The following is an 11,965-nucleotide window of genomic DNA, read 5'->3' on the forward strand; positions in this document are numbered from 1 at the left end:
CATCACCGCCTTACCCGCGATTTCAGCCAGCGGTCGAAGGCGACGGCGAGGATGAGGATCAGGCCGATGACGATGCTTTGCGTGTATGACGAGACGTTGTTGAATTGCAGCCCGTTCTGCAGGACGCCGATCAGCCCTGCACCGACCACCGTGCCGCCGACGCTGCCGATGCCGCCGAACAGCGAGGTGCCGCCGATGACGACCGCCGAGATCACCGTCAGTTCGTAGCCGATGCCGGCGACGGCTTCGGAGGAGTTGAGCCGCGCCGACAAAACGAAGGCGGCAAGGCCGGCGAAGAAGCCGACGATGATGTAGACCGAGATCAGGATGCGGTCGACGCGCAGGCCGGAGAGCCGCGCGGCCTCGGCATTGCCGCCGACGGCGTAGACGGCGCGACCGTAGCGCGTGTAGCGCAGCACGATGTGGCACAGGATTGCGGCAATCGCGAAGATGATCGCCGGCACCGGCACCGGGCCGATCAGGCCGGTACCGAACCAGCGCATCGAGGCGTCGAAGCCGGAGATCGGGCCGCCATTGGAGATCGTCAGCGTTAGGCCGCGAAACACGGTGAGGCCGCCGAGCGTGACGACGAAGGGCGGTACTTTCAGCCTGGTGATGGCAAAGCCCTGGACACCGCCGGCCACGGCGCCGACGACGACGGCGGCGAGAAGGGCGGCGAACCAGCCATAGCCCAGCGTGCCCGTTGTCGACAGCGACAGCGTGTTGGCGGTGCCGCCCTTGGCCACCACCGCCGCGACCATGCCGCAGAAGGCGAGCAGCGAGCCGACCGACAGGTCGATGCCGGCGGTGAGGATAACGAAGGTCATGCCTAGCGCGATCAGGCCGGTGATCGAGATCTGGCGCATGATGTTGAACAGGTTGATCGGGTCGATGAAGCTCGGCTTCAGCACGGTGAAGACGACGATCAGCACCGCCAGGAACATCAGCGGGCCGAAGCTCATCAGCAGGCGCGCAAGATTGACGCCGCCGCGCTGGCTCCGTTCGGTCGTGCTGGTCATTGCGTTGCTTCCTGATTCTGGGCTTCCTGCTTCTGGTCGAGCGCCATCAGTTCCATCAGTTTCTCCTCGGTCGCCTCGATGCCAGGCATCTCGCCGGTGATGCGCCCGCGCCGCATGGTGACGATCCTGTCCGACACGGCAAGCACTTCGGGCAGCTCGGACGAGATCATCATGATGGCGATGCCGCGCGCGGCGAGCTCTACCAGGATCTGATGAACCTCCGCCTTGGCGCCGACGTCGACGCCGCGCGTCGGTTCATCGACGATCAGCACCTTGGGATCGCGTGCCAGCCAGCGGGCAAGGATGACCTTCTGCTGATTGCCACCGGACAGTCCCTCGATCGCCTGCTCGGGCGAGGCCATGCGGATCGACAGCATCTTCCTGTAGTTCGCCAGCGCTTCTCGCTCGCGCCGCTCGGCCATGAAACCGACATTGGAGTAGCGGTCGAGCGCGGCGATCGAGAAATTGGTGAGGATGGCGAGTGCGGCGAAGATCGCCTGGTGCTTGCGGTCTTCCGGCACCAGGCCGATGCCGAGCTCGATGGCATCGGCGGGTGAGGCCGGCGCGATCGGCCTGCCATCGAGCCTGATGGTGCCGGCGGCAATGCGGTCGGCGCCGAAGATGGCGCGGGCGAGCTCGGTGCGGCCGGAACCGACGAGCCCGGCGACGCCGAGGATTTCGCCCGCCTTGAGGTCGAGATCGACGCCTTCGAGCACGATGGCGTGCGGCGCCTGCGGATCGCGCACCGTGCGCAGGCCGCGCACCGAGAGCCGGACGTCGCCGGCGACATCGCGCTGCGTCGGCCTCGCATAGAGCTCGGAAGCGGCGCGGCCGACCATCTTCTCGATGATCTTCGGCAGTTTGATCGGCCCACCTTCGCGGTCGAGATGGCCGGCCAGCCTGCCGTCGCGCAGCACCGTCATACGGTCGCAGATTGCCGATGCCTCCTCCAGCCGGTGGGTGACGAACATGATGGCGACGCCGTCTTTGCGCAGCCGGCCCATAATCGCCATCAGCTTCTGCACTTCGGTTTCGGTCAGCGCCGAGGTCGGCTCGTCCATGATGATCAAGCGGCTCTTCAGCGATAGCGCGCGGGCGATCTCGACCAGCTGCTGTTCGGCCACCGACAGTGCGGAAACCGGCGTCGCCGGGTCGAGATCGAGGCCGACACGAGCGATGATCGCGCGGGAATCTTCCTCCATTCGCCGCCAACTGACCAGCCCGAACCGGCCGAGCGGTGCGCGGCCGATGAAAATATTCTCCGCCACGGTCAGCGTCGGGATCAGGCTCAGTTCCTGGTAGATGGTAACGATGCCGTGGCGTTTCGCATCCTGCGGATTGTGCGGATTGAATTCGACGCCGTCGAAGACGATGCGACCGCTGGACGGCGGCATCACGCCGGACAGGATCTTGAGCAGCGTCGATTTGCCGGCGCCGTTCTCGCCGAGCAGGCCGAGTATCTCGCCGGGGCGGACTTCGAGCGAAACGTCGTTCAGCGCGGTGACGCCGGCAAAGCGCTTGGTCACGCCCTCGACGGTGAGCAGGGCGGGGGAGGGCACAATAGCGGCTGCCTTGGGCAAAGTTTGCTCCTCGATCATTCGGTTGTACGAAAGGCTGGCGGGACAGCACCCCCCTCTGTCCTGCCGGCCATCTCCCCCTCAAGTGGGGAGATTGGCAGCCTCGTTGGCCTCGCTTCTTCTGCAAGATCGAAAATTAGCGAAAGCCCGGGTAACATCCAATCTCCCCCTTGAAGGGGGAGATGGCCGGCAGGCCAGAGGGGGGTGCTGTCCCGCCGGCTTCGCCTACTTCGTCTCGCCCAGCCTCTCCGCCTTGTCGAGATTGTCCTTGCCGATGACGATCGGCGTCAAAAGCACCAGCTTTTCCTTCGGCTCGGTCTTGTCCCTGGCGTAGGCGACCGCGATCTGCACGGCGGTGCGCGACTGCTCGCCGGGGAATTGCTCGACCGTGCCGGCCAGCTTGCCGTCGCGCACAGCGACCAACGCTTCGGGAAGCGCGTCGAAGCCGTAGATCTTGACGTCGGTGAAGTTGCGCGCCGCGCAGGCTTCAACCGCGCCAAGCGCCATGTCGTCATTGGCGCAGATGATCGCGTCGGGCTTGCCGTTGGCGGCAAGGCCGGCCTCGGTGACGGACAGCGCCTCGGCGCGGGCGAAGTTGGCGGTCTGCTCGAAGATGATCTGGTACTTGTCCTTCATGGGATCAAGGACGTTGTGCACACCCTTGTTGCGGTCGATCGCCGGGCCGGCACCGGGCTGGCCCTGCAGATGGAAGATCTTGGCGCCGTTCGGGAACGCCGCCACCATGGCCTGTGCTTCGGCCTCGCCGCCCTTGACATTGTCGGCGCCGACATGGGCGAGGATGCCTTCGACGCCCTCGACGCGGCGGTCGATAGTGACGACGGGAACGCCGGCCTTCACCGCTTCCTCGATGGCTGGGGCCAGCGCGTTGACGTCGAGCGGCGAGATGACGATGGCGTTGACCTTTTGCACCAGTGCCGCCTCGATGTCGGCGGTCTGCTTGGGCGCCGAATTCTGGCCGTCGCTCTCGACCAGGTTGACGCCTTGCGCCTGCGCCTCAGCCTTGATCTGGTTCAGCATGTGCACGAAGAACGGAAAGCCGAGGCTCGGCACCGAACCGAGGATGGTCAGCTTGTCCTGGGCGAAAGCCAATTGCGGAGCGGCCAGCGCCAAGGCGCCCATCGCCGCGGTCGACAGCAGGAATTCACGTCTGTTGATCAATTTAGTCTCCTCCCAGATGAGCGCACGACCCCGAAACCGGAATGGGTTTTCCGGAAGGTTCCTTGCGTCGATTCAAAAATGGAGTGTCCTTCGAGCGCCCAACTCGTGTTTGAAGGGACGCAACGGCGCTCCAGCCGGTCCACCGCGACGTTCTCCTCCGCTCGGTGCCTGCCGGCGGATGCTAGCCAAGGCCGGAGCTTTGCGCAAGAACGGGAGAAGGCAAGACCTACCGATCGATCATCACCATGGTGCGCTCGCCGTAGCGCGGACCGGCGACCTTGCCCGGCGCCAGCGCGTCGTCGAGCACCTGCATCTCGGCGGCGTCGAGCCTGATCGAAGCCGCGGCGACGTTCTCCTCGAGATATTTTCTGCGCTTGGTGCCGGGGATCGGCACGATGTCGATGCCGAAGTCGCTCCCCTTGTGGAGCAGCCAGGCCAGCGCGATCTGGCCTGGCTTGACGCGCTTGGCCGCGGCGATGTCGAGTACCGTGGCTGCCGCCTGCATGTTGGCGTCATAGTTGGCGCCCTGGTAGCGCGGATCGCCGCGCCGGTAATCGCCCTCTGGATAGTCTTCGGCGCGCCTGACATCGCCGGTGAGAAAACCGCGGCCGAGCGGCGAGAACGGCACCAGGCCGATGCCGAGCTCCTTCAGCAGGGGAATGATTTCCGGCTCGAGATTGCGCTCCCACAGCGAGTATTCGCTCTGCACTGCCGACACCGGATGCACGGCATGCGCCCGGCGGATATTGGCGGCGCCGGCCTCCGAGAGGCCGAAGAAGCGGACCTTGCCCTGAGCAATCAGCTCGCCGACAGCACCCGCCACCTCCTCGATCGGTACCGCCGGATCGATGCGGTGCTGATAGAGGAGGTCGACGTGGTCGCTGGCTAGCCTCCTCAGCGAACCTTCGACAGCCTCGCGGATATGCTCCGGCCGGCTGTCGCGCTCGGTGCCGACTTGCTTGCCGTTTTCGATGCGAAAGCCGAATTTCGTCGCGATCGTCACCACATCGCGCCGGCCCTGCAGCGCGCGGCCGAGCAGTTCCTCGTTAGCGTGCGGCCCATAGACTTCCGCAGTGTCGAGGAAGGTGCAGCCGAGTTCGATGGCGCGGTGCAGCGTGGCGGTCGATTCCGCCTCGTCGGCCGGGCCGTAGGACTGGCTCATGCCCATGCAGCCGAGGCCGATCATGGAAACCTGCAGCCCCTGGCCGCCGAGTTTGCGTGTCGTCAACGTCATGTGAAGTTCTCCAGGTCAGCATCGCGTTCCAAGCCGCCACGTTCAATATAGCGCGCCGGCTCGGTTTCCACAGAGCGAGAGACGCCACCGCGCGAGGGCTCGCAGCGGCCGCCAAATTGACAGCCGACCCGCTCTCGGCCATCCTTAGGCATGCCGCCTTGCGGCTTTGTGCGTGAGTAACCAGCATGGCCAGTTCCGTCACCAGCCAGAAATCCAAGCGCGCCGCGGTGCGCAAGGCGCTCGACCGCCACAAGGTCTACATCACCGCGCAGCGTTTTTCCGCCGGCGGCTACAGTGCGCGGGTGCTGGTCGACGGCGAGGCCTATTGGGTCGACGAATTCCGGCTCAGCCAGCTGCAGCAGGGCCTGTCGCCGGCCGAGCTCGAATTGACGCCGGCCACCGACGATTGAGCGGCGTGACCTCCCATCCTTCGTCATCCCAGGGCGGAGCAGGAGCGAAGCGACGTCGCGGAGACCCTGGGATCCATGCCGTGACATTGGAGCGCCGCTGCGATGGGATTTTGATGCTGCGCTCGTTGCTTTTGCCCACCACCTACGCCTAGTCCATGCCAGCTCCTTCGAAGCTCAAGGCCTATCGCGCCAAGCGCGAGTTCACGAGGACGCCGGAACCGGCCGGTGGCCTGGCTGCCGGTGAAGGCAACCGCTTCGTCGTCCACAAGCACCACGCCACCGCCGATCACTATGATTTGCGCCTGCAGGTCGGCGACGTGCTGAAGAGCTGGGCGGTGCCGCGCGGCCCGTCGCTGAACCCGGCCGACAAAAGGCTGGCGGTCGAGACCGAGGACCATCCGCTCGAATATATCGATTTCGAGGGCGTCATTCCCGAAGGCGAATATGGCGGCGGACCGATGATCGTCTGGGACACCGGCGTCTGGGCGCCGATGGACGATGTCGAAAAGAGCCTGCGCACCGGCTCCTTCAAGTTCCGGCTCGCCGGCGAGAAGCTCAATGGCGGCTGGATGCTGACGCGGCTGAAACCGAAGCCCGGCGAGGATGAGGGCAAGAAGAACTGGCTGCTGTTCAAGGAGCGCGATCTCGCCGCCGATGCCACGCTCGACATACTGGAAGCCCGGCCGGAAAGCGTCAAATCCGGCCGTCGTATTGAGGAACTGGTGGCACCGCCGAAGCCTGCCGCCAAACCTGCCAAGCCGGTGGTGCTGAAACCCGGCGCTTTGCCGGGCGCCGTCAAGGCGCCCCCGCCTTCCCGGATCGAGCCGCAGCTGGCGACCTCCGTGGCCAAGCCGCCGGACGGTGAGGATACTGGGGAGGAATGGCTGCACGAGATCAAGTTCGACGGCTACCGCACCATGGCGCACCTGGCCGACGGTGCGGTCAGGCTGATCACCCGCGCCGGCCTCGACTGGACGAAGCGCTATGGCGACCTGCCGCTTGCCTTCGCCAGGCTGCCGTGCCGGGAGGCGATCATCGACGGCGAGGTCGTCGCGCTCGACGCCAAGGGCATCAGCCGCTTTGCCCTTCTGCAGGACGCGCTGGCCGAAGGCGCCGGCAACAAGCTCCACTTCTACGCTTTCGACCTCGTCTATCTCGACGGCTGGGACCTGACAAAAGCGCCGCTTCGGCGGCGCAAGGCGCTGCTTTCGCAACTTCTGTCCGGTCTCGGCGCCAACTCCGCCATCCAGCTCAGCGATCATGTCGAAGGCGACGGCCAGGCGCTCTATGACCGGGCATCCGAGATGGGGCTGGAGGGTGTGGTGTCGAAACGCGCCACGGCGATCTACCAGAGCGGCCGCACCAAAACCTGGACCAAGACCAAGGCGCTCCAGACCGGCGACTTTGTCATCGCTGGCTACACCGTCTCCGACGCGGCCGAGGGACTCGCTGCACTTGGCCTCGGCGAATTCGAAGACGGCGAGCTGCACTATCGCGGCAAGGTCGGCACCGGCTTCGATGCCGCGACCGCAGGCGAATTGCTGGCGCGGCTGGAGCCGTTGCGGGCCGGTGCATCCGCGCCCGAGGGCGTTCCGCGCGAGATCATGCGCGAGATGAACTGGGTGCGGCCGCTGCTTTCGGCGCATATCCATTACGCCAACCGGACCACCGACAATGCGCTGCGCCATGCCGTGTTCCGCGGCCTGCGTGACGTCGGCCTGTCGACGCCGGTTTCGGCCAAGCGCAAGCGGCTGATCGCCGAGGCCGACCTCGCCACAATCTGGGTGACCAACCCGACGCGGCGGCTGTTCGGCAAGACCGGCCCGACCAAGCTCGACATCGCCGTCTATTACGCGCTGGTCGGCGATTTCATGCTGCCGCACATTCTCGGCCGGCCGGTCTCGCTGGTGCGCTGCCCGACCGGCAAGCCGCAGGACTGTTTCTTCCAGCGCCACGCCTTCACCGGCATGCCTTCCTCGGTGGCGACCTTCGAGGCGACGAATTCGGAGGGCGAGACCAAATCCTATCTCTCGGTGGAAGACGCCAAGGGCTATCTGGCTCTGGCGCAGTTCGGCGTCGTCGAGTTCCACACTTGGGGCACCCATCGCACGCGGCTCGACAAGCCGGACCTGATCGTTTTCGACCTCGACCCGGGCGAAGGGATCGCCTGGCGCGAGGTGGTTGAGGCGGCGGTGCACATTAAGGGCGAGCTGGAAGCGCTAGGGCTGGTGCCGTTCGCCAAGACCTCCGGGGGGCACGGCATCCACATCACCGTGCCGGTGACGCAAAAGCAGAACTGGAAGAAACTGCACCAGGCGACCAGCGCCATCTCCACGCATCTTGCCGCCACCGCGCCCGACACTTTCACCACCACCATGGGCAAGGACAACCGCAAGCGGCGCATCTTCATCGATTTTCACCGCAATGCGCGCGGCCACACCTCGGCGGCTCCCTATTCACTGCGCGCCCGCACCAATTTGCCGGCCTCGACGCCGGTCAGCTGGAGCGATCTGGAATCCATCGATGCTCCGCAGGATCTGAATTATTCCTCGCTGCCGGGCCTTCTGGCGACGTCAGGCGACCCTTGGGCCGACATGGAAGATTTCGCCAGGGATTTGCCGGCGATAGGCACCGCGACGTAGTTCTGCGAGCGCGGCCCAGACTCCATCGACGCTCCGGAAAATTTGAATTATTCTTCGCCACGGACCTCTTGCCTGCAGGCGGCTCCCAGCGGAGGAAGATTTCGCTAGGGATTTGCCGGTATTGTAAGGGGCAATGTAGGATTTCGGCAGCCGCATTCGTCCTCCGGACGAAACAGCGCTGCGAACAGTTCGACAGCACAAGGCCGCGTAGGAGTATTTCATGGCGCCCAGGGCAAGTTGGAAAGGTTACCTCAAGCTCAGTCTGGTCAGCTGTCCGGTCCGGCTCTATCCGGCGACCAGTGCCAGCGAGCGCATCAGCTTCAACCAGCTGCACAAGAAGACGCACAACCGCATCAACATGAAGCCGGTCGACCCTGAACTCGGGTTGGTCGAGCGTTCGGACCTGGTCAAGGGCTACGAATACGAGGACAAGCAATACATCATCATCGACGATACCGATCTCGACGCGGTGCGCATCGAATCCAACCATACGATGAACATCGAGGCCTTTGTCGACGAGCGTTCGGTCGACGTCATCTACCAGGACGCGCCCTATTACCTGGCGCCGGATGGCGCAATGGCCGAGGAGACCTTTGCCGTGTTGCGCGAAGCGATGCGCAAATCCGGCAAGCTGGCGATCGCCCGCCTCGTGCTGTCCAGCCGCGAGCGCGTGGTGACGATCGGCGCGCGCGAGAACGGCATGTTCGTCTGCACCTTGAGGAATCCGAACGAAGTGCGTGGCACGGCTGAATATTTCGGCAATATCCCGGCCGGAAACCCCGATCCGGAAATGCTGCAATTAGCCGAAGCGCTGATCAAGCAGAAGGAAACCACCTTCGACCCGAAGAATTACGAGGACCGCTACGAGATCGCGTTGATGACGATGATCCGCGAGAAGCTCAAGGGCCACAAGCCTATCATCGCGGCGGCACCTGAGCGCGGCAACGTCATCAATCTCATGGATGCGCTGAAGGCGAGCCTGTCGCAGTCGGCCAAGCCACCGGCCAAGTCGAAGAGCAAGGCCGATGAAACAGCCAAGCCTGCGGCGAAATCCGCCAAGGCCGGCGCTGGCGCGGCCAAGGAAAACCCGCTCAAGGCGAACCTTCTCAAAGCCGTCGGCAAGAGCAAGGCGTGACGGCTCTTGCCGGCACGGTCTTCGGCATCGTCGGCGCGCTGGCGGCCTTTCCGCTCAGGCTGGCGGCGCGCGAGGTCGCGCGCCAGCACGGCCAGTTGCGGCGCGGCGTCACTCGGCGCACCACGCATGTCGTGTTGGGCCGCATGTTGCTCGCCAGGGCCGGCGACATCGAGATCGAGCGCCGCGTCGCTGCGGAACGTGCAGCCGGGCGCAGGCTGGTCAGCGAGAACGGCTTCCTGCGGCTGCTCGGGTTGATGAAGGCACCGGAAGCCTCGACGCTGTCGCGGCAGTCGCTGATCGATCAGTCGCGGCTGACCGGCGCCGATCTCGACCTTTTGTCGCTGTTCGACGCCTTCGAGCATGATTGCGAACCGTATTCCTTCCGCGACCTGATCCTCGCCCGCAAATATGCCGGGCTGGTCGCCGGCGGCGCCTCATGGGGGGCGATCGTGCGGTCGGTGCATCGCTCCGGCCCGATCGCCTCGCTCACCGCCAAATCGCTGAATGTCGGCTCGCAGCACGGGCGGGCCGACGCGATCTATCTCGAGGGCGGCCAGAGCGAAGTCAACGGCCAGCTGCTGTTCGATCTGGGAACGCAGGATGACGACACGCTGGAAGAGCTGTTCGCCGATGCCGAGGCGGCGGAAGGGGCTGAAGACCACGAGCAGGCCGCGGCACTCTACCAGCGCTGCCTAGCCATCGACCCGAGCGATGCCATCGCCGCCTTCAACCGCGCCAACTGCCTGCGCGCCTCCGGCCACGCGGCCGAGGCGGCGCACGACTATGCCCGCGCCATCAAGTGCGACCCGGTGTTCGTCGAGGCATGGTTCAATCTTGCCGGGCTGATGAGCGAAGAGGGGCGGGTGGCGTCGGCTCGGCGGCATCTGCTGAAGGCGATTTCGCTAGATGCGAAGTACGCCGATGCGGTGTTCAACCTTGCGAGGCTGGAGTTCGACGCCGGCAATCTAGCCGAAGCGCGGCGGAACTGGGCGCGCTACCTCGAACTCGACGCGGATTCCGAATGGGCACGTATGGCGGCCAAGGGTATCCAGTTCGTCGATTTGCAGCTGGCGCGGATGTCGGCGGGTTAGGGCTTCATTTGGTCGCGCTTGAACACCCCCCTCTGTCCTGCCGGACATCTCCCCCGCAAGGGGGGAGATCGGCAGCTTCTCCTTACCGCCCGCCTTCCAACGTTGGTGATTGGCGAAAGCGATGGCGACATCCAATCTCCCCCCTTGCGGGGGAGATGGCCGGCAGGCCAGAGGGGGGTGCGAAGGAACTCGGCCTTCATCTGCGGGCCACCCCATGACGACCTTCCTCTTCGACGGCCCCGACACCGCCCCAATCACCATCCTGCTCGCCCATGGCGCCGGGGCGCCGATGGATTCGCCCTCGATGACCGCGACGGCAAAAGCGCTGGCCGAGGCCGGCTTCCGCGTTGCGCGCTTCGAGTTCCACTACATGGCGGCCCGCCGCTACGGCCATCGCAAGCCGCCGCCGCGCGCCGAGACGGTTAACCCGGAATATATCAAGGCAATCGCCGATCTCAGGGCGAAGGGCGTGAAGGGTCCGCTCATCATCGGCGGCAAGTCGATGGGCGGACGCGTCGCTTCGATGATCGCCGACGAGATGTTTTCAAAGGGCGAGATTTCAGGGCTGCTGTGTCTCGGCTATCCCTTCCATCCGCCGGACAAACCGACGCAGCTTCGGACAAAACACCTCGCCGACCTCAAGACGCCGACATTGGTCTTCCAGGGCACGCGCGACGAGTTCGGGACCAAAGACGAGGTCGCGACCTATGCTCTGTCCGACGCAATCGAGATCTTCTGGCTGGAAGACGGCGACCATGATCTGAAGCCGCGCAAAAACATCTCCGGCTTCTCCACCGCCGATCATCTGAAGACGCTGGCTGATGCAGTGAAGGCGTGGACCGAACGGATCGTGCGCTGAAGCAGGCCGATGAAGATCGCCACCTTCAACGTCAACAACATCAACGGCCGGCTGCCAAACCTGCTCGCATGGCTGGCCGCCGCCAAACCCGACATCGCCTGCCTGCAGGAGCTCAAGGCCAGGCAGACGCAGTTTCCGCGCACCGCGCTTGCGGCGGCCGGCTACGGGGCGGTGTGGGTCGGGCAGCCGACCTGGAACGGCGTCGCCATCCTTTCGCGTGGCTCGGAGCCGGTGCTGACCCGCGAGGCGCTGCCCGGCGACGACGGCGACCAGCAGGCGCGCTACATCGAAGCGGCGGTCAACGGCATCCTCGTCGCCTGCCTCTACGCGCCGAACGGCAATCCGCAGCCCGGCCCGAAATTCCAGTACAAGCTGGCCTGGCACGAAAGGCTGGAGACGCATGCGGCGCAGTTGCTCGACACCGGCCTGCCGGTGGTGCTGGCCGGCGACTACAACATCGTGCCCGAGCCGCGCGACATCTACCCGACCCGCTCCTATGACGACAACGCGCTGGTGCAGCCGGAAAGCCGGGCATCGTTCCAGCGGCTGCTCGACCAGGGCTGGCTTGATGCGCTGCGCAAGAAGCACCCGACGGAGACGCTCTACACATTCTGGGACTATCGCCGCAATCGCTGGCCGCGCGATGCCGGCCTGCGGCTCGACCATATCTTGCTCGGCAAGAAGCTGTCGCGCCGGCTAGTAGCGGCGGGCATCGACCGCGACGTGCGCGGCGAGGTCGGCGCCAGCGACCACGCGCCGGTCTGGCTGGAGTTGAAGTGAGGCACGAAAGCTGGCGCCGCCTTTCCGGGCGGCAACCAG

The 11,965-nt window shown here is 65.2% G+C and carries 10 protein-coding genes; 6 read left to right on the plus strand and 4 right to left on the minus strand.

Features of this window, described 5'->3' with window-relative positions; all coding sequences use genetic code 11:
• Positions 1–2: 2 nt before the first annotated feature.
• The 4 genes from NKH05_RS18390 to NKH05_RS18405 form a co-directional block, all read right to left on the minus strand.
• Entirely contained in the window at positions 3–1,019 is a 1,017-nt protein-coding gene (locus NKH05_RS18390) for an ABC transporter permease (protein ID WP_023718108.1), read from the minus strand.
• Positions 1,016–2,599 carry a sugar ABC transporter ATP-binding protein gene (locus NKH05_RS18395; protein ID WP_023718109.1) on the minus strand — a complete coding sequence of 528 codons (1,584 nt, stop codon included), beginning with the start codon at positions 2,597–2,599 and terminating at the stop codon, positions 1,016–1,018. The genes NKH05_RS18390 and NKH05_RS18395 overlap by 4 nt, the downstream gene beginning before the upstream one ends.
• Positions 2,600–2,821: 222 nt before the next feature.
• Positions 2,822–3,772, minus strand: coding sequence for a substrate-binding domain-containing protein (locus NKH05_RS18400; RefSeq protein ID WP_023718110.1), 951 nt, complete (start codon positions 3,770–3,772; stop codon positions 2,822–2,824).
• A 229-nt stretch (positions 3,773–4,001) separates the two neighbouring features.
• The gene (locus tag NKH05_RS18405; protein ID WP_352857447.1) at positions 4,002–5,009 is read right to left on the minus strand and encodes an aldo/keto reductase; all 1,008 of its coding nucleotides are present in this window, start codon (positions 5,007–5,009) and stop codon (positions 4,002–4,004) included.
• Between the two features lie 185 nt (positions 5,010–5,194).
• On the opposite strand from NKH05_RS18405, the gene NKH05_RS18410 reads away from it, so the two are divergent.
• From NKH05_RS18410 to NKH05_RS18435, 6 genes are all read left to right on the plus strand, one after another.
• Positions 5,195–5,419 (plus strand): hypothetical protein, encoded by a 225-nt coding sequence (locus NKH05_RS18410; protein ID WP_023718112.1) that lies wholly within the window; start codon positions 5,195–5,197, stop codon positions 5,417–5,419.
• A gap of 155 nt (positions 5,420–5,574) precedes the next feature.
• Positions 5,575–8,061 carry a DNA ligase D gene (gene ligD, locus NKH05_RS18415; RefSeq protein WP_352857449.1) on the plus strand — a complete coding sequence of 829 codons (2,487 nt, stop codon included), beginning with the start codon at positions 5,575–5,577 and terminating at the stop codon, positions 8,059–8,061.
• 220 nt (positions 8,062–8,281) lie between these two features.
• The gene (gene ku / locus NKH05_RS18420) at positions 8,282–9,196 is read left to right on the plus strand and encodes a non-homologous end joining protein Ku (protein WP_023718114.1); all 915 of its coding nucleotides are present in this window, start codon (positions 8,282–8,284) and stop codon (positions 9,194–9,196) included.
• Positions 9,193–10,287 (plus strand): tetratricopeptide repeat protein, encoded by a 1,095-nt coding sequence (locus NKH05_RS18425; protein ID WP_352844588.1) that lies wholly within the window; start codon positions 9,193–9,195, stop codon positions 10,285–10,287. The genes ku and NKH05_RS18425 overlap by 4 nt, the downstream gene beginning before the upstream one ends.
• A gap of 214 nt (positions 10,288–10,501) precedes the next feature.
• Complete coding sequence (locus NKH05_RS18430) at positions 10,502–11,146, plus strand: alpha/beta hydrolase family protein (protein ID WP_352481635.1); 645 nt, start codon at positions 10,502–10,504, stop codon at positions 11,144–11,146.
• Positions 11,147–11,155: 9 nt separating this feature from the next.
• On the plus strand, positions 11,156–11,926 hold the full coding sequence (locus NKH05_RS18435; RefSeq protein WP_352857450.1) for an exodeoxyribonuclease III: 771 nt from the start codon (positions 11,156–11,158) through the stop codon (positions 11,924–11,926).
• Positions 11,927–11,965: the final 39 nt, after the last annotated feature.

The sequence above is a fragment of the Mesorhizobium sp. M1399 genome, assembly GCF_040317735.1.
Classification (GTDB): Bacteria; Pseudomonadota; Alphaproteobacteria; order Rhizobiales; family Rhizobiaceae; genus Mesorhizobium.